Below are 23,293 nucleotides of genomic sequence, written 5' to 3' on the forward strand. Positions count from 1 at the left end.
TGTGTTGGCAGGGCAAGGCTCTGACGTTATTGGAAGAACCATGCTGTTCTGGGTCATAGCCGCAATCCTAACGCTGGGCGCCAGCCTGGCGGTGCTGCTGCCGCTGGCCGGTGGCGCCAGAAGCGCGTCTTCGAGCGGCGAGCACGATCTGGAAGTTTATCGCGACCAACTGTCCGAACTCGACCGCGACGCCGCCCGTGGCCTGATCAAGCCTGCCGAAGCCGATGAGGCGCGCGCCGAGATCGCCCGGCGCATCCTTCGCCTCCACAATGCGGACCAGACCGGCAGCGCATCCGTCGGACGTACATCCGTCGCGACGCGGCTTGTCGCCACCGCGGCCGTGCTGGCGGTGCCGCTGGTCAGTTGGGGCCTCTACATCAACATAGGCTCGCCCGATCTGCCCTCGCAGCCGCTCAGCGAGCGGCTGGCCAAGAATCCGGCCGACAGCTCGGTCGACGAACTTGTGGCTCGCGCCGAAGCCCATCTTGCCGCCAATCCGTCCGACGGCAGGGGATGGGACGTGCTGGCGCCGGTCTATCTGCGCATGCAGCGCTTTTCCGACGCGGTCGCCGCCTATCGCAACGCCATTCGCCTCGACGGCGACAGCGCTGTTCGCCGGGCCGGTCTCGGCGAGGCGATCGCCAGCGCGGCCGGCGGCATCGTTTCGGCGGATGCCCAGAAGGCCTTTGAGGCGGCCCTGAAACTTGACCCGGCCAATGCCAAGGCCGGCTTCTACCTGGCTATGGCCTTGGCGCAGGAGGGCCGCAGCAAGGAGGCGGCCGCGGCCTGGCAGGCGATGCTGGGCACGCTGCCGAAGGATTCGCCATGGCGCGGCGCGATCGAGCAGGCGCTGGCCAAGTCCGATAGTTCCGGCGCCGGCAATGCAGGCGTCGCTTCGAGCGAGCCGGCAAACGGACCGACCGCGGGCGATATCGATGCCGCTTCATCGATGTCGCCGCAGGACAGGGAAGCCATGATCAACACCATGGTCGCCGGGCTCGACGAGAAGCTGCGGCAGAATCCGCGCGACCCGGAAGGATGGATGCGGCTCGTTCGTTCCTACATCGCGCTGGGCAAGGCCGATCAGGCGCGCGAGGCGCTGAGCCGAGCTATTGCCGTCTTTGGAGCCGACAGTGACGAAGCCAGGAAATTCACCGCTTTTGCCGCTTCGCTCGGCCTGACGGCGACGCAATAGGGCTGGACCGGACAATGACACGCAAACAGAAACGATTGTCGGTGATCGCGGGCGGCCTGGCCTTCCTCGGCGCCGCCACCGGCCTGACATTCTATGCGCTCGGCCAGAAGGCGTCCTATTTCTACATGCCCGCCGATCTGGCCACGGCGACGGTGCAGCCGGGCCAGCGCATCAGGCTGGGCGGCCTGGTGGAAAAAGGCACGATCCAGCGCGGGCAGGGGGCGACAGTGGCGTTTTCTGTGACCGACACCCATAAATCGGTCAAGGTCACCTATACAGGCATCCTGCCTGACCTATTTCGCGAGGAGCAGGGGGTCATCACCGAGGGCACGTTCGGCCCGGATGGCGTCTTTGTGGCCGACAGCGTTCTGGCCAAGCACGACGAGCGCTACATGCCCAAGGAAGTGGCCGATGGGCTGAAGGCCAAGGGCGTTTGGCAGGAGAGCAAGAGTGAATAGGCAGGCTCGATATAGCCGGGTTGGCGATCATGGTTGAGACCGGACATTTCGCGCTGGTCCTGGCCTTCGCGCTGGCGCTGGTGCAGACGGTGGTGCCGCTGTTTGGCGCCCGCACCAACAATCAGCGCCTGATGGCGGTCGGCGCTCCCGTCGCGATCACCGGCTTTGCCCTGACGGCGCTGTCCTTCGCCGCACTGGTCAGCGCCTATGCGAGCTCCGATTTCTCGGTCGCCAGCGTCTGGGAAAATTCCCATTCGCTGCAGCCGATGATCTATAAGATCACTGGAACCTGGGGCAATCACGAAGGCTCGATGCTGCTCTGGGTGTTGATCCTGACCTTCTTCGGTGCGCTGGTCGCCGCCTTCGGCTCCAACCTGCCGGCGACGCTACGCGCCAACGTGCTTGCCGTGCAGGGTGCGATCGGCGCGACATTCTTCCTGTTTATCCTGGCAACGTCCAATCCCTTCGCCAGGCTTTCGCCGGCGCCCATCGAAGGGCGCGATCTCAATCCCATTTTGCAGGATCTCGGCCTCGCAGTGCACCCGCCACTGCTCTATCTCGGCTATGTCGGCTTTTCGATCTGTTTCTCGTTCTCGGTAGCCGCGCTCATCGACGGACGCATCGATGCGTCCTGGGCGCGATGGGTGCGGCCGTGGACCCTGGTGGCCTGGATGTTCCTGACCGGCGGCATCGCCATGGGCTCGTACTGGGCTTATTACGAGCTCGGCTGGGGCGGCTTCTGGTTCTGGGATCCGGTCGAGAACGCCTCCTTCATGCCGTGGCTGGCGGGCACCGCGCTGCTCCATTCGGCCATCGTCATGGAAAAGCGTTCGGCACTGAAGATCTGGACGCTGCTGCTCGCCATCCTGACCTTTTCACTGTCGTTGCTCGGCACCTTCCTGGTGCGTTCGGGCGTCCTGACCTCGGTGCATGCCTTCGCCACCGATCCGACGCGCGGCATCTTCATCCTGTGCATACTGACGTTGTTCATCGGTGGATCATTGACGCTGTTTGCACTGCGTGCCTCGAGGCTGACGGCCGGCGGCCTCTTTCATCCGGTTTCGCGCGAAGGCGCGCTGGTGCTGAATAATTTGTTCCTGACCACGGCCACCGCCACCGTACTCGTCGGTACGCTCTATCCGTTGGCCGTCGAGGCCCTTTCGGCCGACAAGATTTCGGTCGGCGCGCCGTTCTTCGACCTCACCTTCGGACCGCTCATGGTGCCGTTGCTGGCCATGGTTCCGTTCGGGCCGCTGCTGGCCTGGAAGCGCGGCGACGTCTTCGCCGTCGCGCAGCGCCTGATGGCAGCTTTCGCGGCGGCGCTTCTGGCAACGCTGGTCACCGCCCTGTTCATCAACGGCGCTTCGGTATTCGCAGCCCTTGGCGTGGGCCTTGCCGTCTGGCTGATCCTCGGCGCTCTCACCGACCTCGCTGTCAAGGCGGGGTTCGGCAATGTGGCTGCGAGGGTCATGGTCAGGCGCCTGCTCGGCCTGCCGCGCTCGGTCTTCGGCACAGCGCTTGCCCACCTCGGTCTTGGCCTGACCACGCTTGGCATCGTCGGCACGCTTTGCTTCGGCACCGAGAAGATCCTGTCGATGCATGCCGGGCAAACCGTCGAATTGTCCGGCCACACTCTGCGTTTCGTCGGGCTCCATCCGGCGCAGGGACCGAATTACAGCGAGGATCGCGGTCGCTTCCAACTGATCGGTGTCGGCGGCAGTCCGGTTGGCGAAATCAGCTCGGCCAAGCGCTTCTATCCGGTACGCCAGACGACGACGACGGAATCAGGCATCAGGACGATGGGCCTTTCGCAGCTTTACATTTCGCTCGGCGACGAGGGCAATGACGGATCGGTCGTGGTGCGCCTGTGGTGGAAACCGCTGGTGACGCTGATCTGGGGCGGCGGCCTGGTCATGATGGTTGGTGCGGCCATGTCGCTGATGGACAGGCGCCTGCGCGTCGGCGCACCCTCGCGCCGCCGCAAGCAGGCCGGCGCCATGAGCCCCGCGGGCCTGCCATGAAGGCGAAGTTGTCCATCGCGTCGCTCGTGATGGTGCTGGCGCTGTCCTTTGCCGGCACGGCGCTGGCGGTGAAGCCCGACGAGATGCTTGCCGATCCGACGCTGGAAGCGAGAGCGCGAGCGCTGTCGGAAGGGCTGCGCTGCATGGTCTGCCAGAACCAGTCGATCGACGAATCCGATGCCGATCTTGCCCGTGACCTGCGCGTTCTGGTGCGCCAGCGCCTGGTCGCTGGCGATACCGACAAGCAGGTGATGGACTATGTGGTTTCGCGCTACGGCGAGTTCGTGCTGCTGAAGCCGCGCTTCGACCTGCGCACCGCTCTGCTTTGGGGCACGCCGGTGATCCTGCTTTTGGCCGGTGGCCTGTTCGTCGTGCTCAGCGCGAGATCGCGCCGGACACTGGCGACAAAATCCCTCTCCGCCGACGAGCGGGCGGCACTGGAGGCGATCCTGCGCCGCGATTGAGTGCAGGCGGCGATCGTTCGCCAACATTACCAAAGTTTCATGCGTCGGAAATGGCGTCGTAATGTACGCCGCTCTAATTCTCTTCCTCAGGATGCCGACAAGGCGCGTCCCTTCGAAAAGAGGATACGAGACCCCATGAATATTGCCCCCAATTCATATTCCCGCACCCGCAAGCGTCTCCTGGCTGCCGTCGCTTCCGTCGCCGTTGCCGGCGCGATCGGCGTTGGCGCGTTGACCAGCGGAACCAGCCCCGTTCTGGCCGATGCCGTGCGCGTCGAGGCGCCGCAGGTCCCCAGCTTCGCCGATGTCGTCGAGCGCGTTTCGCCCGCCGTTGTCAGCGTCAAGGTCAAGGCCAAGGTCCAGCCCACCGCCGATGACGGCTCCGACGACCAGGACGGTTTCGACAATTTGCCCAACAATCCGCAGCTGCGCCGCTTTTTCAAGGAATTCCGCGGCTTTGGCGATCAGGGCGGCCAGAACGACGATGGCCACCGCCGGTTCGGGCATCGTGACCGCGGCAATGGCGAGCCGCGCCCGGTGGCTCAAGGGTCGGGCTTCTTCATCTCCGAGGATGGCTATCTCGTCACCAACAACCATGTCGTCGAAGAGGGCACCGCCTTCACCGTGGTGACCAATGACGGCAAGGAACTCGACGCCAAGCTGGTCGGTACCGACCCGCGCACCGACCTCGCGGTGCTCAAGGTCGAGGGTGGCGGCAAATTTACCTATGTCGACTTCGCCGACGACTCCAAGGTTCGGGTCGGCGATTGGGTCGTGGCCGTCGGCAACCCCTTCGGTCTCGGTGGCACCGTCACCGCCGGCATTGTCTCGGCGCGGGGCCGTGACATCGGCGCCGGTCCCTATGATGATTTCATCCAGATCGACGCCTCGGTCAACCGCGGCAATTCTGGCGGCCCGACCTTCAACCTCAGCGGTCAGGTGGTCGGCATCAACACCGCTATCTTCTCGCCTTCCGGCGGCAGCGTCGGCATCGCCTTCGACATTCCTGCCTCGACCGCCAAGCAGGTCGTCGAGGATCTGATGAAGAGCGGTGCCGTGCAGCGCGGCTGGCTCGGCGTCGAGATCCAGCCGGTCACATCTGACATCGCCGAATCGCTCGGCCTGAAGTCCAACAACGGCGCACTGGTATCCAGCGCACAGGACGACGGCCCCGGCAAGAAGAGCGGCATCACCGCCGGTGACGTGATCACCCAGGTCGACGGCAAGGATGTTGCTTCGCCGAAGGAGCTCGCCCGCCTAATTGGCGCCTATTCGCCGGGCAAGTCGGTTGACGTCACGGTCTGGCGCGACGGCAAGAGCCAGAGCGTCAAGGTGGAGCTCGGCAAGCTGCCTTCAAGCGACAAGCAGGCCTCGGCCGACGACAAGCCTGCGGCTCCGGCTAAGGCCGATACGCTCGCCGATCTCGGTCTGACCGTCACCAAATCCGAGAACGGCAAGGGTTTGGTGGTGACCGATGTCGATCCCGACAGCGATGCCGCCGACCGTGGCATCCAGCCGGGCGACATCATCACCGCGGTCAATTCGATGGAAGTCAACGGCACCGACGACGTCACCAAGGCCATGGACGAAGCGGTGAAATCCGGGCGCAAGGCTGTCCTGATGCAGATCACCCGCGACGACAACAACCGCTTTGTGGCGCTGCCCGTCGCCAAGGGCTGACAACGACTTTTCCAGTGCGGCGGTTTCAAACACCCCCGAGCCGCCGCACGGGAAGTATGGAGCCGAGCACGTTAGTCAGTCATCGTGCTCCCCTCCGGCGGCAGCGGGCTTCCCATCGCCCGCTGCCGCACTCACCCGCAGACCATGCGCTCAGGCTGAGCGAACAAGCGGAGCGCTTTGGTGGCAACGGCATGCCGGCAGCATGTCTGGGCCAGCAACACCAGAGAACCAAGACTTTATCGCGCGCGGCCTGGATCATCTTGATCGCGATGCGCTTTGGCGAAGGCTAAAATGCAGATGCCGGCTACTCAATCTTCCTGCGAAATCGCGTATAACGGTCCTATGAAGATTCTCGTCATAGAAGACGATCGCGAGGCTGCGGATTATCTGCAGAAAGCCTTTACCGAGACCGGGCACACCGCGCATGTCGCAGGTGACGGCGAGACCGGCTTCGCGCTTGCCGATGCCGGCGACTACGACGTGATGGTCATCGACCGGATGATGCCGCGCCGCGACGGCCTGTCGGTCATCGCCGGCCTGCGCTCCAGGGGCAACGCCACGCCGGTGCTGATCCTGTCGGCGCTGGGCGAGGTCGACGATCGGGTCACCGGCCTACGCGCCGGCGGCGACGATTATCTGACCAAGCCCTATGCCTTTTCCGAGCTGCTCGCCCGCGTCGAGGTGCTGAACCGCCGGGCCAGCGCCAAGGAGGCCGAAACCGTCTACCGCGTCGGCGATCTCGAACTTGACCGGCTTTCGCATTCGGTCAGGCGCGCCGGACGCGAGATCACGCTGCAGCCACGCGAGTTCCGCCTGCTTGAATATCTGATGCGCCATGCCGGTCAGGTGGTGACGCGCACCATGCTGCTCGAAAATGTCTGGGATTATCATTTCGATCCGCAGACCAACGTTATCGACGTCCATGTCTCGCGACTGCGCGGCAAGATCGAAAAAGGCTTCGACAAGCCCATCCTGCATACGATTCGCGGCGCCGGCTACATGCTTAGGGCCGGTTAGGCGGCGGCATGGCCCTTTCCGTGCCTGCCATCATGAAGACGACGGCTGCGCGGCTTTCGGCGCTCTATCTCCTGCTCTTCGCACTCTGCGCCGTGCTGCTTGTCCTCTACATGACCTCGCTTTCGGCGCGCATGCTGACGGCGCAGACGCAGGAGACCATCAACGACGAGGTGCTCGGCCTTGCCCGCGCCTACCAGCGCGGCGGCCTGCCGGTCCTGGTGCGCGTGGTGGAGCAGCGCTCGCGCCAGCCCGGCGCCAATCTCTATTTGATCGCCGACGCCAACGGCCAGATCCTGACCGGCAACGTGCAGAGCCTGGAGCCGGGGGTCATCGAAACCGAAGGCTGGACGACCGAGCCGTTCTCCTACCGTCGTTTCGGCGAAGGCGAGCTCGACCGGCAGCGCAGCACACCTTCCGATCAGACCACGCCCCAAGCCGGCGATACGGCGGTCCGATCCGAAGGTGAGAAGGGCCACAATGCGATCGCGCTGGTGCTGCGCCTGCCGAACCAGATGATCATGCTGGTCGGCCGCGATCTCGGCGAACCTGAGCGGTTCCGCGCCGTCATCCGCCGCTCCCTGATGCTGGCGCTCGGCATGATGGGGCTGGGCGGGCTGTTGATCTGGTTCTTCGTCGGCCGCGCCGCCCTGAAGCGCATCGATGGCGTTTCGGAAGCCAGCCGCCGCATCATGGGCGGTGATCTTTCGGGCCGGCTGCCGGTGACCGGCGCCGGTGACGAATTCGACCGGCTTTCCGAGAACCTCAACGCCATGCTGGCCAGGATCGCCATGCTCAACGAGGGGCTGAAACAGGTTTCCGACAACATCGCGCATGATCTGAAGACGCCGCTGACCCGGCTGCGCAACCGCGCCGAGGCGACGCTTTCGGGCAAGCGCAAGACATCGGACTACCGCCAGGCGCTGGAAGGCACCATCGCCGAGTCCGACCAGCTCATAAAGACCTTCAACGCCATCCTGATGATCTCCCGGCTGGAGGCGGGTTATTCCTCCGAAAGCACCAGTCGCGTCGATCTGGCCGCAGCCGTGCGCGATGTCGTCGAACTCTACGAGCCGGTGGCGGAAGAGGCTGGCGTTTCGCTCGAAGCCGCGGTCAATGGCGCATTCCTTGTCGACGGCAACCGCGAGCTGATCGGCCAGGCGCTGTCTAACATCGTCGACAATGCGATCAAGTACTCGACCGATTCCACCTCCAAGCCGACTGTCCGCGTGACGCTCGAACGCACGCATGGCGAAATCAGGCTTGTCGTCGCCGACAACGGCCAGGGCATTCCGGACGATGCCGATCGCGCCCGGGCGACGGAACGGTTCGTGCGGCTCGAGAAGAGCCGTTCCCAGCCAGGTTCCGGGCTTGGCCTCAGCCTCGCAAAGGCGGTCATGACATTCCACTATGGCCGGCTTGATCTGTTGCCTGGTAATCCCGGATTATCCGTGGTCATGAGTTTTCCCGCGCGGGAGGATCATTGATGACGGCGGCTGCAAAGCGGACGGCGAAGGACTGGCTGTTGAAGCCCGCGGCAAGGCTTGCTCCTCTGGACGACAGCCGGGCCCGGCAGGAGCTGGCCGAGATCGCCACCTTGGCACGCGAAGAAGGATTGACACGGCTGGCGAAATTCCTGGCTGGAACGGGTGAGGCGCAGGACTTCCTGGCCGCTGTCTTCGACCTGTCGCCGTTCCTGCGTGACATGGCGCGTCGCCGGCCGCAGATATTGGATGGGCTTTTCGACCAGCCGGTCGAGGCCCGGCTGAAGGCGATCATCGTGGCGATCGACCGGGCATCGTTCTCCGAGACGATCTCCGAATCCAGATTGATGATGGAATTGCGGCAATGGAAGGCCGATGCGCATTTCCTGATCGCGCTGGCCGATCTGGCCGCCGAGGCCGAGACCTCGCTTACGGTGCGGCGGTTGAGCGACCTTGCCGATGCGTGCACGCGCGCCGCCGTCGATTTTCTGCTGCGCGACGCGCATGGCCAGGGCAAGCTGAAGTTGCCGGATCCCGCCAATCCCTCGAACCGGTCGGGCTGGATCCTGCTCGGCATGGGCAAGCTTGGCGCGCATGAGCTCAATTTTTCCTCCGATATCGACCTCGTGGTCTTCTTCGACCCGGAAGCGTCGGCCGTCGTCGATCCGCTCGATGCGACGGAGCTGTTTTCGCGGCTGACGCGCCGTCTGGTGCGCATCCTGCAGGACCGCACCGAACATGGTTATGTCTTCCGCACCGACCTCAGGCTGCGTCCCGATCCCGGTTCGACCCCGCTGGCGATCCCGGTCGAGGCGGCGCTGCGCTACTACGAGGCGCGCGGCCAGAACTGGGAGCGCGCTGCCATGATCAAGGCGCGTCCTGTGGCCGGCGATCTGGACGCCGGCACCGCTTTCCTCAAGGAGCTCCAACCTTACATCTGGCGCAAATACATGGACTATGCCGCGATCGCCGACGTCCACTCGATCAAACGCCAGATCCACGCCCACAAGGGGCATGGCGAAATCGCGGTCAAGGGCCACAACGTCAAGCTCGGGCGCGGCGGCATCCGCGAGATCGAGTTCTTCGTCCAGACGCAGCAGCTCATCGCCGGCGGCCGCTTCCCGGAACTGCGAGGCCGCGAGACCGTGCCGATGCTCGGCCAACTGGCCGCGCGCGGCTGGATCACCGCCGAGGCACGCGACGCACTGGCCCGGCAATATTGGTTCCTGCGCCGGGTCGAGCATGCCATCCAGATGGTGGCCGACGAGCAGACGCACACCCTGCCGGAGGATGATGAAGGGCTGGAGCGAATCGCGCGCATGCTGGGCTTTGCCGATGCGGCTGCTTTTTCCCTGGGCTTCCGCGCCTCGCTGCAGCAGGTCGAACGTCACTACGCGGCGCTGTTCGAAACCGCACCGGAGCTTTCGGCAGGCATCGGCAATCTGGTCTTCACCGGCGACGTCGACGACCCCGATACACCTGCAGACATTGCACGGTCTCGGCTTCCAGCGAACGAGCGACATCTGCCGCGTGATCCGTGGCTGGCATTTCGGTCGCTACCGCGTCACCCAGTCGGCTGAGGCGCGCGAGCGACTGACGGAACTGACGCCGGCGCTGCTCAAGGCTTTCGGCCAGACGCGTCGGGCCGATGAGGCGTTGATTCGTTTCGACGAGTTCCTCGCCGGCCTGCCTGCAGGCATCCAGCTCTTCTCGCTGCTCCAGTCCAATCCGGCGTTGCTGAAGCTTATGGCGACGATCATGGGCGCCGCGCCACGACTGGCCGCGATCATCACGCGCCGGCCACATGTGTTCGATGGCCTGCTCGATCCCGCTCTTCTCACCGAATTGCCGGATCGTGGCTATCTATCGGCACGGCTTACCGCTTTCCTCGAAGGCGACCGCGCCTATGAGGACGTTCTCGATCGTTTGCGCATCTTTGCCTCCGAGCAGAAATTCCTGATCGGCGTGCGGCTGCTCGCCGGCTCGATCGATCCGGCCCGCGCAGGCCGCGCCTTTTCTGACCTGGCCGACCTCACCATTGAGGCCGCGTTGCACGCGGTTATGGCCGAATTCGAGGCGCGCCATGGCACAATCGCCGGCGGCGTGGTTTCGCTGCTCGGCATGGGTAAGCTCGGCAGCCGTGAATTGACGGCGGGGTCGGATGTCGACCTCATCCTGCTCTACGATCACGATGCGGACGCCGAGGAATCCGACGGTGAAAAACCGCTGGCGCCCTCGCATTACTACACCAGGATGACGCAGCGCCTCATCTCGGCCGTTTCCGCGCCGACCGCGGAAGGCGTGCTCTATGAACTCGACCTGCGGCTGCGGCCGTCCGGCAACAAGGGGCCGGTGGCCACCCACGTCGACGCCTTCAAGAAATACCAGCGCCAGGAGGCCTGGACCTGGGAGCACATGGCGCTGTCGCGGGCGCGCGCCATTGCCGGAGATGCCAGGCTCTGTGCCGAGGTCGAAGCCGACGTTGCGGCGGTGCTCGGGCAATTGCGCGACGCAGCACAGGTGAAAGCGGAAGCGTCCGACATGCGCGCCATGATCGAAAAGGAAAAGCCGCCGCGCGACCTCTGGGACATCAAACTCATTGCCGGCGGCCTGATCGATCTCGAATTCATCGCCCAGGTGGCCGTCGTCACGGGCAATGTCGAGTCCGGCCGCAGGGTCACGGCAACCGCGGAGGTATTGTCGCGCCTTGCGCCACAATTCGCAGCCGCCGATGTCAGGGAGGAGCTTGGCGAGGCCTACCGCCTCTATCTGTCGCTGACCCAGATGATCAGGCTTTGCCTCACCGGCCAGTTCGAGCGGGACGATGTGCCGCCGGGGCTTTCGGATCTGCTTCTGGCGGTCACCGACTTGCCGGATTTCGGTGTGCTGGAAGCACATCTCAAGGAGACGTCGCGGAAGGTCAGGAAGGATTTCAACCTTCTGCTTCGTGCCGGGCGGCCGTGATCAACGGCCGTGCGGATCGCATCGGGGGTGACGATGCAACAGGAGAAGACCATGAGAAAGACAACCAAGCTCGCGTTCGCCTTCATCGCGTTGGCAGGAGCCGTCGGCACTGCGGCCTATGCCGAGAACATCGACAGCGCAAACATGCGTGAGCGCACGATGATGCGCCTCAACAAGGCGATGAAGGACAATGACGGCACCATCAGCTTCGACCAGTTCTCAAGCGTCATGGATTCGCGGTTGAAGAAGCTGGTCGCCGACAATGGTGGCAAGCTCACGGTGGAGCAGCTCGCCGCAGCGCTGGAAAAGGCCCGCTTCGAGCACATGGCCAGGCGCATCATCGCGCGTTACGACAACAAGGGCGACGGTACGCTGACGACGGACGACATCGCCAGTCGCGACAAGAAGCTCTTTGCCCTGCTCGACAAGAACAACGACGGAAAGATCAAGAAGGGCGAACTGCCAAAGGGCGGCCGCTTTGGCTTACACCGTCAGTGGGATGACGAAGGCGACGACGGCAGCATGCAATAACGCCTTCCGGCACGGGCTTCGGCGACATCGCCGGAGCCCGTTGCTTAAGCCGCGACCTTGACCACGGGCGTCGCCTTCTTCACCGGAATGCGCACCGACACGATCGTGCCGACACCTTCGGTTGAGCGGATTTTCAGGGCACCGCCTTGCAGTTCGGCCAAAGAGCGCGAGATGGCGAGGCCGAGGCCGGACCCGGCATGGCTCTTGGAGAACTGGTTCTGCACCTGTTCGAAAGGCCGTCCGAGCTTGCCGAGCGCCTCCTTCGGGATGCCGCAGCCATTATCCTCGATCGTCAGCACCAGCGCCCCTGAGGTATTGCGGGCCCTGACCGATATGTGGCCGCCTTGGCCGGTGAATTTCACTGCGTTGGACAAAAGGTTTATGACGATCTGCTTGATCGCTCGGCGGTCGGCAAACAGCGTCAGCGCGTCGGCGATGCGGGTCTCCACGGTGATCGCCTTCTGTGCGGCCTGCAGCGAGACGACCCTGACCGTCTCGCTGATCAGCGGGCCGAGATCGATCTCTTCGCGGTCGAGCGAGAATTGGCCGGCCTCGATTTTCGACATGTCGAGAATGTCGTTGATGACGCCCAGGAGATATTTGCCACTGCTGTTGATGTCGGTGGCGTATTCCTCGTAGCGCTCCGATCCCAGCGGGCCGAACAGCCCCTGTTCCATCAGCTCGGAGAAGCCGATGATCGCGTTCAAGGGCGTGCGCAGTTCATGCGACATGTTGGCCAGGAATTCGGACTTGGCCCGGTTCGCCGCTTCGGCGCGCTCGGTTTCCTTCATGTATTTGCGGTTGAGCTCGACCAGTTCGCGCGCGCGCTCCTCTTCGGCCCGGCGGGCGAGGCTGAGATCGTGTATGGTCGCCATCAGCCGGCGCTCGCTGTCGACCAGCTTTTCTTGATGCAGCTTGATCTGGGTGATGTCGGATCCGACCGAGACAATGCCGCCGTCGCGGGTTCTGAGTTCGTTGACCTGCAACCAGCGGCCGTCGGCCAGCTGCCGTTCGAACGTCGCGCCGCCCTGCGGTCCATTGCTGTTGGCAAGCCGCCGATCGGAAGCGAAAGCGAGCATGCGCTCTTCCAGCGTGGCGCGCACGGCGCCTGGCATCACGTCACGGTCCGAAAGGCCATTGTCCTTCTGGTATTTGGAATTGCACATGATCAGCCGCTCGGCGGCATCCCACAGCACGAAGGACTCGTTGATGTTCTCGATCGCCGTCCTCAGGCGCAAATCGGCTGCCTCGGAACGAAGCGCCAGGTGACGCTGCTCGGTGACGTCGACGGCGATGCCGATCAACTGGATTTCGGGTGCTTCCGGATCCATGACCTGCGCCCTTGCGCGCATCCATACCCACTGCCCGTCGGCATGCCGCATCCGGAACACCTGATCGATATGATCGATCTCGCGCGCGACGATCCTGTTGGCGAGCTGGAACAAGTCGCCATCATCGGGATGGATGATCTCGTCGACCTCGCCGAAGGACAGCATCGTGTCGCATGGCTCGTAGCCCAGCATGTCGTACATCGAGCGCGACCAATACATCTTGCCGCGCACCATGTCCCAGTCCCACAAGCCGCAGCGGCCGCGTACCAGCGCCATGTCGATGCGTTGATGCGCTTCGAGATAGATGCGGTCGGCCGCCTGCGCGCGCGCCGCCTGGCCGAAATAGGCATAGAGGATGATGATCAGCACGCCGGCCGTCAGCACGAACAGCGTCACATTCAGCGAGACTGTCTTGCGCCAGGCGTCGAAAACCGCGTCCTGCGGCACCAGCGCCGCTGCCGCGCCTTTGCGACCGTTCGTCAGGCTGACCGCTGCATACCAGTCCTGCCCGCCAATATCGACCTCCATCACTCCGGCGCGGTCGCCGAACATGAACAGAGGCTGGCCGCCCTGGGCGAGGCTATCCAGCGAACGGCCTTGCCAGGACATCGAGCGCGGCGTCACCGCGGTGATCTTGAAGGCGCTGTCGGTGATGACAAGAACGTGGCCGCGGCTCATCGCGCTCTGGCGGCTGGTCGTTTCCAACAGGTCCTGGATGGCGCCCGGCGCGGTGTCGGACGTGGTGGCCAGCGAACTCGCCAGTTGACCGGACGCCAGCATCAGGATCGCCTTGGCGTTGCGCTCGATATCGTCGCGTTCGTTCATCAGCGACAGGACGCGCAGCGCCGCGATCGCGATCAGGAAGATGACGATGAGAGCCGGTATCGATCGGCGCAGCAATGGCTCCGCCGCCAGAAGCCGCTTGTAGGCCGGTTCGGCGATGAGCCGCGTATTCCCGGCAAGGCCGTCGCCTCGCGGCGTCTCGCGACGCGCAAAAGCTATCCCTCCGGGCGCGCCCCACGCGTCCGCCTTCGCCATAAATGGCACTCCCCGATTTGCCTATGCTTGATGATCCGGCAAACGCCGCACTTCCGAATCGCCATTAAAGAATCAAAGGTGATTCGCCTTGTCCAGTGGTCCGGCGAAAAAAGATTAAAAATCGACTAAAATAGCGGCTTTTCCGCCAACCGAGCAGAGGCATGCGATGGCGATTACCGTGGAAAGGGAATAATATTAGAAATCACGCATATTCCGTGCGGGATTGCACATTGGGAGGAAAGCATGAATCGCAGATCTGCAATTGCTCTCGGCGTGTCAGCGGCAGCGGTAACGCCTTTGTTCGCCCTGGCGGCGTCGGTAAAAACGAGGACATACGGCCCGAAGGAGGGCAAGGAGATTGCGCCCGGCATCAGAGTGGTGGAGGTAGGCACGGGAAACTCAGACATTCCTGCCTACAAAAGCATCTCAATCGTCGATGTCGTGTTTCAGCCCGGCACACATGCGCCGGCGATGGTGATGGACAACGACATGGTATGCACCATCACTGCGGGCGAATTCACGATCAAGAAGGCCGACAAGGAGTTCAAGCTCAAGGAAGGCGACATATACACTTGCGCCAAGGGCAAGACCGACGAGGCGACGAATACGAGCGCCGAGGTCGGCGTGCATCGCATCGCCATGTTGATACCCGCGTAGGGAGGCGGGAATCCGTTCGAGCAGCAGAAGCACAGCCTGACGGGCCGGTGGCGTTGCCTTGGCATTGCCGCCGACCACCATGGTGGCCGCTTGGGTCTGGCTCACGCCAGCGTACGCTCGACAATATCGCTTAAATCCGCCGACAGGTTTTCGGCATTGGCGATCGAAAGCAGCGCTTCCCTGGCCTTGGCCTGCCTGCCAGGTTCGAGCGAACGCCACGACCGGAGCGCCGTTGCCAACCTTGCCGCCACCTGCGGATTGCGTTTTTCGACCTCGAGCACGGTCTGCGTGAAGAATAGGTAGCCCTCGCCGTCGGCGCGGTGGAAGCCGGTCTGGTTGGCACTGGAGAATGTGCCGATCAACGAGCGCACCCGGTTCGGATTGGCCATCGAGAAGGCCGGATGCGAGGTTAGGGCGCGAACCGTCTCCACCGCCTGCGGACCGGGTACGCTGGCCTGGATCTGGAACCATTTGTCCATCACAAGCGGGTCGGACGCATATGTATCTTCGAAAGCCGCCAGTGCCTTGTTTGCCTCCGGCGAACCATGGTGGCGGTGCGCCAGCACGGTCAGTGCCGCGGCGCGGTCAGTCATATTGGTGGCCGACCGGAAGTGCTCCGCCGCAAGCCCGGCGCCATCTGACAGCAGCGAGAGATAATCGAGCATGACGTTGCGCAGCGCCCGCCGTCCGGCGGAAGCTGCGTCCGGGCTGAACGGGCCGGCGTCGGCAAGCCGCTCGTAGAGGCCGGCGAACGCGTCGCGGTTAGCCCTGGCGATTGCCAGCGCCAGCGCCTCGCGCGCAGCGAAGATGGCGTTGGGTTCGATGTTTTTGCCGATGTCGCGCGCTATGTCGGTCTCGCCCGGAAGCGAAAGCGCCAGCGCCCGGTAGGCCGGCTCCAGCGTCTCGTCGCTCGCGATCCTGCCGGCAAGCTCGGTCAGCCGCGCGGTGAAGCCAGGCTCGGCGCCGTCGAGAATCTGGCGGAAGGCCAAGATCAATGCATCCGTAAGCAGCGTGTTGAAGGTCTGCCAGCGCGAGAAGCTGTCGCTGTCGTGGCCGGCAAGGAAGAATTGGTCATCGGTCTTCTGCTCGACGGCAAGCGTTATCGGCGCCGAGAAGCCGCGGTTCAGCGAAACCGCCGGACGCTCGGCGACGCCTGAGAAGCGCACCACATGCCGGCGCTTGCGGATGTGGATGATGCCGTCCTCGACGCTGGCGCCGTCGACCGTGTCATAGGCGGCCGGCTCGCCACCGGCGCCAATCAGACCGAAGGCGAGCGGTATGTGCATCAGTCGTTTGCGGCTTTCCGACGGGGTCGGCGGCACCGATTGCTCGATTTCCAGAGTGAATTCCCGCTCCGCCCGGTTATAGGTCGAGCTCACCGCCAGGTTAGGGGTGCCGGCCTGATGGTACCAGAGCGCGAATTGCGACAAGTCGCGGCCGGACACCTCCTCGAATACTGTCAGGAAATCCTCGATCGTCGCCGCCGTGCCGTCGTGCCGCTCGAAATAGAGGTCCATGCCGGCGCGAAAGCTATCAGGCCCGAGGATGGTACGGATCATGCGCACCACCTCCGAGCCTTTTTCGTAGACGGTCGCCGTGTAGAAATTATTGATCTCGCGATAGCGGCGCGGCCTGACCGGATGCGCCAGCGGCCCCTGGTCCTCGGGGAATTGATGCGCGCGCAGCGTGCGCACCTCGGCGATGCGCTTGACCGCACGCGAACGTTGGTCGGCGGAGAATTCGTGGTCGCGATAAACGGTCAGCCCTTCCTTCAGGCAAAGCTGGAACCAGTCGCGGCAAGTGATTCTGTTGCCTGTCCAATTGTGGAAATACTCATGCGCGATGATCGCCTCGATATTGGCGAAATCGGCGTCCGTCGCGGTCTCCCGGTCGGCCAGCACATATTTGTCGTTGAAGACGTTGAGGCCCTTGTTCTCCATCGCCCCCATGTTGAAGTCGGACACGGCGACGATGTTGAAGACATCGAGGTCGTATTCGCGGCCGAATGCCTCCTCGTCCCATTGCATCGATCGCTTCAAGGCATCCATGGCGTAGCCGGCGAGCTTCTCCTTGCCGGGCTCGACATAGATGCCGAGCTCGACCGTGCGGCCGGACATGGTGACGAAACTGTCGGCGACCCGGCCGAGATTGCCGGCGACCAGCGCGAACAGATACGATGGCTTGGGGAAGGGATCGTGCCAAATGGCATAGTGCCAGCCATCGCCGAGATCGCCCTTGTCGACCCGGTTTCCGTTGGACAGAAGCAGCGGCGCCTCGTCGCGGCGGGCTTCGATCCGCACGGTGTAGACGGAAAGGATGTCGGGGCGGTCGAGGAAATAGGTGATGCGGCGGAAGCCCTCTGCTTCGCATTGCGTGCAATAGACGTTGCTTGAGCGGTAGAGGCCCATCAGCGCTTCATTGCCCGACGGCGCCAGCTCGGTCTCGATCGACAGCCGAAAGCGACGCGCCGCCGGGGGCCTGAGGATGGTCAGTCGGTCGGGCGTCACGGCAAAATCCGTCGGCTTGGCTTTCCTGCCGTCGATCTCGACGCGCCTGAGCGTCAGCCCGTCGCCATCCAGCACAAGCGGCGTAGAGGCCGCGACGCCATCCCGGCGCTCGACGGTCAAAATTGCCGTGACGATCGTCGCGCCTGGCGAAAGACGGAATTCAAGGTTCGTTTCCGGAATGAGATAGTCGCTGGGGCGATAGTCTTCGAGTTTGAAGACCTGGCCAGTGTCTGTGCGCATTCCTTGGTTCCTGTCTTTCCGGGCCTGTCCTGCCCGTCCAAAATTTTGAAGTCCGCGCTCTTTACACGAACCGGCGGCTCGACAAAACTGCGACAAGGTCTATTCAGACCTTCCTTTCCAGCATCGCGAGGCAGTCATGGCCGCCGTCTACGACGTCAGGCATATCGAGAGACCGGCAACGCCGGCGCGCACCTGGGCAACCACGCGGGAAGCGGCGGGAGCGTGACAGCAGGCCGCGACAACAGTGACAATACCGTAGGGCACAACACGCTCACCGGCATTATGCTGAAGATCGTCTCGGTGGCGGTCTTCGTCGGCATGTCGACCTGCATCAAGGCGGCGGGCACTGTGCCGGCGGGACAGATCGTCTTCTTCCGCTCCTTCTTCGCTATCTTTCCGATAATTGCCTTTCTGGCTTTCAAGGGAAATCTCGGCACGGCTTTCAGTACAAGCCGTCCGTTCAACCACATCGCGCGCGGCGTCGTCGGCGTCTGCGCCATGGGGCTCGGCTTCTTCGCGCTGACGCGGTTGCCGCTGCCAGAAGCAATCACGCTGAATTACGCCCAGCCACTGTTGGTGGTGGTGTTCAGCTCGATTTTCCTCGGCGAAGCCATTCGTGTCTATCGCTGGAGCGCGGTCGCCGTCGGCCTCGTCGGTGTGCTGATCATCTCCTGGCCGGAGCTGACGCTCCTGAGTTCCGGCGAGGCGCTCGATGACCAGGAGGTGCTCGGCGTCATCGCCGCATTGATAGCGGCGGCGATTTCGGCCGTCGCCATGCTGCTCGTGCGCAATCTCGTGCAAAGCGAGCGCACCGCCACGATCGTGCTTTGGTTTTCGGTCACCGCGAGCGTCATGGCGCTGCTGTCGCTGCCGTTTGGGTGGCAGGCGCTGACGCCGGGGCAGGCGGTCCTTCTTGTCGCCGCCGGCTTCTGCGGCGGCCTTGGCCAGATCCTGATGACCTCGGCTTACCGCCATGCCGAGGCATCGGTGGTGGCGCCGTTCGAATACACCTCGATGATCCTCGGCGTCTTGGTCGGCTATCTCGTCTTCGGCGATGTCGCCACGCTGAACACGCTGACCGGCGGTCTGATCGTCGTTGCCGCCGGCATCTTCATCATCTGGCGCGAACGTCAACTCGGCCTGGAACGCACCCGCACGCGCAAGGCCGCCCCGCCGCAGGGGTGATCAGCACCGTTAGGCCCGCTCTTTCGCCAATCTTACCAGCGCCGTCCGCGTCTGCTCGTCGGCCGGAAAGAAGGACTCGATCGCCAGCTCCGACAGCGTCACGTCCAGCGGCGTGCCGAACACGGTGATGGTGCTGATGAACGACAGCACCTGATCCCCATGGGTAAGCCGCAGCGGATGCACGATGCCGCTCGGCTCGACCCGCGCCGGCCGCCCACTCTTCAGGCCGGAGGGATAACCGCGCAACTCACGCTCCAGTTCGATCAGCACCGGATCGCCTGACGCGTCGTTCTGGTGCTTCAGGCGTTCCAGCAGGTGCGCCCGCCACTCCGCGAGATTGACGATGCGCGGCGCGACACCTCCAGGGTGCAGGCTGAGCCGCAGCACGTTGACTGGCGGCTTGAGCAGCGAGGGCTCGGAAACGTCGGCCAGGAACGGCCCAATGGCGGTGTTTGCCGAAACGAGGTTCCAGTGCCGGTCCACCGCGAGCGCCGGGAACGGCTCGTGCCCTCGAAGCACCGTCTCGACCGCCGCCATGGCCGGTGCCAGCGAAATGTCGGTCAGCGGCCTTTCGCTGAAGCTCGGCGCAAAGCCCGCCGCCAGCAAGAGCTGGTTGCGCTGGCGAAGCGGGATCGAAAGCTGCTCGGCCAGGTGTAGCACCATGTCGCGCGACGGCGCGGCCCGCCCGCTCTCGACGAAGCTCAGATGCCGCTGCGAGATATCGGCTTCCGTGGCGAGGTCGAGCTGGCTGATCCGGCGTCGGGTGCGCCATTCACGGATGAGGCTGCCGGCGGAGGTTTGAGGAGATGTCATGAGGGCATGGTTAGGGCGACGGCAGGCGCATTTCAATTACCCGCGAGGTCATGGGGCGGTGAGCGCTCTTAGCTTCGCCTTCACCTCGAGAAAATCCCGCCAGGCCAGCTTCTTGTGCGCCGGCGTCCTCAATAGATAGGCCGGGTGCAGCGTCGGCATCGCCGGAATAACGACGCCGGACGCTGTCGTGTGGGCGCGCCAGTTGCCGCGCAGCCGCAAGATGCCTTCGCTCGTATTCAGAAGGGTTTTGGCCGAGGGCCCGCCGAGATTGACCAGCACCTTCGGCTTGACCAGTTCGATCTGCCTTTCGATGAACGGCCGGCAGATCTCGGTTTCGTGCGGCGTCGGCGTGCGGTTTCCCGGCGGCCGCCAGGGGATGACATTGGCGATGTAGACGGATGTCCGGTCTAGCCCGATCGCGGCCAACATGCGGTCGAGCAGCCGGCCGGAGCGGCCGACGAAGGGCAGGCCTTCTATATCCTCGTCACGGCCGGGCGCCTCGCCGACCAGCATCACCGATGCATCCGGGTTGCCGTCGGCAAAGACCAGGTTCTTGGCGGTGAACTTCAGGTTGCAGCCGTCAAAAGTCGACATGTGCTGGCGAAGCTCGTCCAGTGTCGAGGCAGCCGAGGCCAATTCACGCGCCAGCGCCGCCTGCGCCTCGTCGGGTACCGCGGAAATGGGCGCGCGCGCGGGCGGAGCGTTAGGGACGGCGCTGGCATCGAGACGCGGTTGGGCGGGTCGCTCCGGTGCCCTGCTATCGATCGGCGCGACAGCAGGCATCCGCTCCGCCGGCTTGGGCGCGGCTTCCGCGAAGCGGTTCACCGGCGCGTCCTCCAACGCCTCGTCGACGCCCGCGCTGGCATAGAAGGCGAGCAGCTCGGCGATATCAGGTCGGCTGTTTGGGGAAGCGGCAGTCATGGCGCCACCATCGTTCGACTGGTCGCATATTGCAAGTTGGTGATTGGGGACATTGGCACAACCGGGCAATGACGGCCTGTCTGTGGCAGCGTCATACGCTCACCGCAACCTAACCCGTCGGTATGCGCGGGTCCTGCACCAGATAAAAGGTCCAGCGCGGCGTATAGTCGGTGATCAGGAATTCGAACCTGGCGGTCTTTAGCGGGTCGACCTTGCCGTTCTTGAACAGCAGACGGTCATACGGTTCAAAATCGCGGTCGAAATCGGCAAAATTGCTCGACCAGATATTGTCAGGCGTCTTGTTGCGCTGGTCGAACGAAAGCCCGTCGCCGAAGACGCTCGGCTGATTCAGGACCTCCTGAAGCTCGAACTGGAATTCGATCCAGGCCTGGCCGCTGTTGTTGAGCACGTCCAAGCGCAAATACATGATGCCGTTGGCGAACTCGCCCGCCTTGCCGAACGCCTGGATCGGCTTGGTTGCACGGATGGTCAACGTCACCGGCGTCGCTGAATTCAGCTCTTCGGTGATGACGAGCGGATCGTCCTTGGTGCCGGTGCCGGAAGCGCCGGTGATTTCGAACCCGCCAAGCTCGTCGGAGAAGGAGTAGGCACCGGTGGCCCAGACCTTCACCTCGTCTGCAAAGGCATGGACCGGCGCCAGCAGGGGAGGGCCGAAAGGAACGCCCGGCAGGCCCTGCCGGGCGTCGATGGGAAGCGCGTTGATGAGAAGCCGGCTGGCCCAGAAATGCGCATGGTGCGAAGTATGGCCGATAAGCAAGCCGTCGAACAATTAAAAACGTACGCGTTGCGGGCAGGCCGGCGCAAAACGGGTGTCCTTCGGCACGATGCGCGACTTTTTGGCCAAATCCGCGTTGTCACAGACGCGCCGGTTTCCTGTCGCGACTTGATGCGCTATGCAGCGCATGAGCCAGCAAGATACGCGCAATAGCGACAAGCCAGTGCGGAGGGGTTGATGAGCGATATCGAACGCGAAAGCATGGAATTCGACGTGGTGATCGTCGGTGCGGGCCCGGCCGGCCTCGCCGCCGCCATCCGCCTGAAGCAAGTCAATCCCGAGCTTTCCGTGGTCGTGCTGGAAAAGGGCGGTGAGGTTGGCGCTCACATCTTGTCAGGCGCCGTCGTCGATCCGATCGGCATCGACCGGTTGCTGCCGGGCTGGCGCGACGAACAAGACCATCCGTTCAAAACGCCGGTCACGGCGGATCATTTCCTGGTGCTCGGCCCCGCCGGCTCTTTCCGCCTGCCCAACATGATGATGCCGCCGCTGATGAACAATCACGGCAACTACATCGTCTCGCTTGGCAATGTCTGCCGCTGGCTGGCGGCCAAGGCCGAGACGCTCGGCGTGGAAATCTATCCGGGGTTCGCCGCGGCCGGCCTGCTCTATAACGAGGAAGGCGCCGTCACCGGTGTCGTCACCGGCGACATGGGCGTCGAAAAGGATGGCACACACGGCCCGGGTTTCGCGCCGGGCATGGCGCTGATGGGCAAATATGTGCTGATCGGAGAGGGCGCGCGCGGCTCGCTCGCCAAGCAGTTGATCGCCAGGTTCAGGCTTTCCGAGGGCCGCGAGCCGGGCAAATACGGCATCGGCCTCAAGGAACTGTGGCAGGTCAAGCCGGAGAAGCACAGGCCGGGTCTCGTCCAGCACTCCTTCGGCTGGCCGCTCGATCTCAAGACCGGCGGCGGCTCTTTCCTCTATCATCTGGACGACAATCAGGTGGCGGTGGGCTTCGTCGTCCACCTCAATTATAAGAACCCCTGGCTGTCGCCGTTCGAGGAGTTCCAGCGCTTCAAGACCCACCCGGCGATCAGCGGTACTTTCGAGGGCGCCAGGCGGTTAGGCTATGGCGCGCGCGCGATTACCGAAGGCGGTTGGCAGTCGGTGCCGAAACTGTGCTTCCCGGGTGGCGCGTTGATGGGCTGCGCCGCCGGCCTCGTAAACGTCCCGCGCATCAAGGGCTCGCACAATGCCGTGTTGTCGGGAATGCTGGCGGCCGAGCATGTCGCCGAGGCAATCGCCGCCGGCCGCGCCAATGACGAGCTCTCCGCTTACGAAGCCGCGTGGCGGGCGACAGACATCGGCAAGGATCTGAAGAAGGTGCGCAACGTCAAGCCGCTGTGGTCGCGCTTCGGCACCATCGCCGGCGTCGCCATCGGCGGCCTGGACATGTGGCTGAACACTTTGTTCGGCTTCTCGCCCTTCGGCACGCTGAAGCATGGCAAGGCCGACTATGCCACGCTAGAGCCTGCCGCGAAGCACAAGAAAATAGACTATCCCAAGGCCGATGGCGTGCTGACCTTCGACCGCTTGTCCTCGGTGTTCCTGTCCAACACCAACCACGAGGAAAACGAGCCGGTGCATCTGCTGGTGGCGGACATGGAGCTGCAGAAGCGTTCCGAGCATGACGTCTTTGCCGGACCTTCGACGCGCTACTGCCCTGCAGGCGTCTACGAATGGGTCGACAAGGACGGCAATGCCGCTGCCGATCCGGCGGCCAAGGACGTGCGCTTCGTCATCAACGCGCAGAACTGCGTCCACTGCAAGACCTGCGACATCAAGGATCCGAACCAGAATATCGACTGGGTGCCGCCGCAAGGTGGCGAAGGCCCGGTCTATCAGAACATGTGAGCGTGCCCGGCTAAGCCGTCACGAAGAACATGCGAGCAGCGGCGGACTTGTCTGTCGCCGTCGACCGCCTGCCTCGATCAAGCCCGTTGAAGCCTTCCGCCGAGTGTGGTCTGCTCGGCTCCGACAAAGGAGGCGGA

At 63.8% G+C, this 23,293-nt stretch carries 16 protein-coding genes and 1 pseudogene; 12 read left to right on the plus strand and 5 right to left on the minus strand.

Annotation, left to right across the window (positions count from 1 at the left end; genetic code table 11):
- Nucleotides 1–40 precede the first annotated feature (40 nt).
- The 9 genes and pseudogenes from ccmI to ACIU1A_RS06785 all read left to right on the plus strand — a co-directional run bounded on the left by ccmI (nt 41) and on the right by ACIU1A_RS06785 (nt 11,811).
- Nucleotides 41–1,195, plus strand: a complete 1,155-nt coding sequence (ccmI, locus tag ACIU1A_RS06745) for a c-type cytochrome biogenesis protein CcmI (RefSeq protein ID WP_404926927.1) — start codon at nt 41–43, stop codon at nt 1,193–1,195.
- Nucleotides 1,196–1,209: 14 nt separating this feature from the next.
- Nucleotides 1,210–1,653: a cytochrome c maturation protein CcmE gene (ccmE, locus tag ACIU1A_RS06750; RefSeq protein WP_140494692.1), complete on the plus strand. Its 444-nt coding sequence runs from the start codon at nt 1,210–1,212 to the stop codon at nt 1,651–1,653.
- 29 nt (nt 1,654–1,682) lie between these two features.
- A complete protein-coding gene (locus tag ACIU1A_RS06755; protein ID WP_140494690.1) occupies nt 1,683–3,674 on the plus strand; it encodes a heme lyase CcmF/NrfE family subunit in 1,992 nt (663 codons plus the stop codon).
- The gene (locus ACIU1A_RS06760; RefSeq protein ID WP_404926928.1) at nt 3,671–4,138 is read left to right on the plus strand and encodes a cytochrome c-type biogenesis protein; all 468 of its coding nucleotides are present in this window, start codon (nt 3,671–3,673) and stop codon (nt 4,136–4,138) included. The genes ACIU1A_RS06755 and ACIU1A_RS06760 overlap by 4 nt, the downstream gene beginning before the upstream one ends.
- Nucleotides 4,139–4,273: 135 nt before the next feature.
- A complete protein-coding gene (locus ACIU1A_RS06765; protein WP_140494686.1) occupies nt 4,274–5,818 on the plus strand; it encodes a Do family serine endopeptidase in 1,545 nt (514 codons plus the stop codon).
- Between the two features lie 342 nt (nt 5,819–6,160).
- On the plus strand, nt 6,161–6,835 hold the full coding sequence (locus ACIU1A_RS06770; protein ID WP_404926929.1) for a response regulator transcription factor: 675 nt from the start codon (nt 6,161–6,163) through the stop codon (nt 6,833–6,835).
- Nucleotides 6,836–6,843: 8 nt separating this feature from the next.
- Nucleotides 6,844–8,319, plus strand: coding sequence for an ATP-binding protein (locus ACIU1A_RS06775; RefSeq protein ID WP_404926930.1), 1,476 nt, complete (start codon nt 6,844–6,846; stop codon nt 8,317–8,319).
- Nucleotides 8,319–11,280, plus strand: a pseudogene (locus ACIU1A_RS06780) (bifunctional [glutamine synthetase] adenylyltransferase/[glutamine synthetase]-adenylyl-L-tyrosine phosphorylase). The gene ACIU1A_RS06775 and the pseudogene ACIU1A_RS06780 overlap by 1 nt, the downstream one beginning before the upstream one ends.
- Nucleotides 11,281–11,331: 51 nt before the next feature.
- A complete protein-coding gene (locus ACIU1A_RS06785; protein WP_140520713.1) occupies nt 11,332–11,811 on the plus strand; it encodes a DUF4179 domain-containing protein in 480 nt (159 codons plus the stop codon).
- 44 nt (nt 11,812–11,855) lie between these two features.
- Here the strand turns inward: ACIU1A_RS06785 and ACIU1A_RS06790 are convergent, their stop codons facing one another.
- Nucleotides 11,856–14,180 (minus strand): PAS domain-containing sensor histidine kinase, encoded by a 2,325-nt coding sequence (locus tag ACIU1A_RS06790; protein WP_404926931.1) that lies wholly within the window; start codon nt 14,178–14,180, stop codon nt 11,856–11,858.
- A 243-nt stretch (nt 14,181–14,423) separates the two neighbouring features.
- On the opposite strand from ACIU1A_RS06790, the gene ACIU1A_RS06795 reads away from it, so the two are divergent.
- Nucleotides 14,424–14,837, plus strand: coding sequence for a cupin domain-containing protein (locus ACIU1A_RS06795; RefSeq protein WP_140517978.1), 414 nt, complete (start codon nt 14,424–14,426; stop codon nt 14,835–14,837).
- A gap of 101 nt (nt 14,838–14,938) precedes the next feature.
- On the opposite strand, the gene pepN is transcribed toward ACIU1A_RS06795, so the two are convergent.
- Nucleotides 14,939–17,584 (minus strand): aminopeptidase N, encoded by a 2,646-nt coding sequence (gene pepN, locus ACIU1A_RS06800; RefSeq protein ID WP_404926932.1) that lies wholly within the window; start codon nt 17,582–17,584, stop codon nt 14,939–14,941.
- 282 nt (nt 17,585–17,866) lie between these two features.
- Here pepN and ACIU1A_RS06805 point away from each other — a divergent pair, with 282 nt between their 5' ends.
- On the plus strand, nt 17,867–18,769 hold the full coding sequence (locus tag ACIU1A_RS06805) for a DMT family transporter (protein WP_224617863.1): 903 nt from the start codon (nt 17,867–17,869) through the stop codon (nt 18,767–18,769).
- Nucleotides 18,770–18,778: 9 nt separating this feature from the next.
- Here ACIU1A_RS06805 and ACIU1A_RS06810 read toward each other — a convergent pair whose 3' ends face one another.
- From ACIU1A_RS06810 to ACIU1A_RS06820, 3 genes are all read right to left on the minus strand, one after another.
- Complete coding sequence (locus ACIU1A_RS06810; protein ID WP_404926933.1) at nt 18,779–19,582, minus strand: helix-turn-helix domain-containing protein; 804 nt, start codon at nt 19,580–19,582, stop codon at nt 18,779–18,781.
- A gap of 48 nt (nt 19,583–19,630) precedes the next feature.
- Complete coding sequence (locus ACIU1A_RS06815) at nt 19,631–20,503, minus strand: uracil-DNA glycosylase family protein (RefSeq protein WP_404926934.1); 873 nt, start codon at nt 20,501–20,503, stop codon at nt 19,631–19,633.
- Between the two features lie 109 nt (nt 20,504–20,612).
- The gene (locus ACIU1A_RS06820; protein ID WP_404927868.1) at nt 20,613–21,167 is read right to left on the minus strand and encodes a hypothetical protein; all 555 of its coding nucleotides are present in this window, start codon (nt 21,165–21,167) and stop codon (nt 20,613–20,615) included.
- Between the two features lie 309 nt (nt 21,168–21,476).
- Here ACIU1A_RS06820 and ACIU1A_RS06825 point away from each other — a divergent pair, with 309 nt between their 5' ends.
- The gene (locus ACIU1A_RS06825; protein WP_140559444.1) at nt 21,477–23,156 is read left to right on the plus strand and encodes an electron transfer flavoprotein-ubiquinone oxidoreductase; all 1,680 of its coding nucleotides are present in this window, start codon (nt 21,477–21,479) and stop codon (nt 23,154–23,156) included.
- The last annotated feature ends 137 nt before the right edge of the window (nt 23,157–23,293 follow it).

The sequence above is a fragment of the Mesorhizobium maamorense genome, from assembly GCF_044998965.1.
GTDB lineage: Bacteria > Pseudomonadota > Alphaproteobacteria > Rhizobiales > Rhizobiaceae > Mesorhizobium.

Excerpts from the sequence above, each read along its gene's own strand:
- ACIU1A_RS06810 (WP_404926933.1), bottom strand. The coding sequence starts at position 19,582 with ATGACATCTCCTCAAACCTCCGCCGGCAGCCTCATCCGTGAATGGCGC.
- ACIU1A_RS06785 (WP_140520713.1), top strand. The coding sequence starts at position 11,332 with ATGAGAAAGACAACCAAGCTCGCGTTCGCCTTCATCGCGTTGGCAGGA.
- ACIU1A_RS06755 (WP_140494690.1), top strand. The coding sequence starts at position 1,683 with ATGGTTGAGACCGGACATTTCGCGCTGGTCCTGGCCTTCGCGCTGGCG.
- ccmE (WP_140494692.1), top strand. The coding sequence starts at position 1,210 with ATGACACGCAAACAGAAACGATTGTCGGTGATCGCGGGCGGCCTGGCC.
- ACIU1A_RS06770 (WP_404926929.1), top strand. The coding sequence starts at position 6,161 with ATGAAGATTCTCGTCATAGAAGACGATCGCGAGGCTGCGGATTATCTG.
- ccmI (WP_404926927.1), top strand. The coding sequence starts at position 41 with ATGCTGTTCTGGGTCATAGCCGCAATCCTAACGCTGGGCGCCAGCCTG.
- ACIU1A_RS06805 (WP_224617863.1), top strand. The coding sequence starts at position 17,867 with ATGCTGAAGATCGTCTCGGTGGCGGTCTTCGTCGGCATGTCGACCTGC.
- ACIU1A_RS06760 (WP_404926928.1), top strand. The coding sequence starts at position 3,671 with ATGAAGGCGAAGTTGTCCATCGCGTCGCTCGTGATGGTGCTGGCGCTG.
- ACIU1A_RS06790 (WP_404926931.1), bottom strand. The coding sequence starts at position 14,180 with ATGGCGAAGGCGGACGCGTGGGGCGCGCCCGGAGGGATAGCTTTTGCG.
- ACIU1A_RS06815 (WP_404926934.1), bottom strand. The coding sequence starts at position 20,503 with ATGACTGCCGCTTCCCCAAACAGCCGACCTGATATCGCCGAGCTGCTC.
- ACIU1A_RS06775 (WP_404926930.1), top strand. The coding sequence starts at position 6,844 with ATGGCCCTTTCCGTGCCTGCCATCATGAAGACGACGGCTGCGCGGCTT.
- pepN (WP_404926932.1), bottom strand. The coding sequence starts at position 17,584 with ATGCGCACAGACACTGGCCAGGTCTTCAAACTCGAAGACTATCGCCCC.
- ACIU1A_RS06795 (WP_140517978.1), top strand. The coding sequence starts at position 14,424 with ATGAATCGCAGATCTGCAATTGCTCTCGGCGTGTCAGCGGCAGCGGTA.
- ACIU1A_RS06825 (WP_140559444.1), top strand. The coding sequence starts at position 21,477 with ATGAGCGATATCGAACGCGAAAGCATGGAATTCGACGTGGTGATCGTC.
- ACIU1A_RS06765 (WP_140494686.1), top strand. The coding sequence starts at position 4,274 with ATGAATATTGCCCCCAATTCATATTCCCGCACCCGCAAGCGTCTCCTG.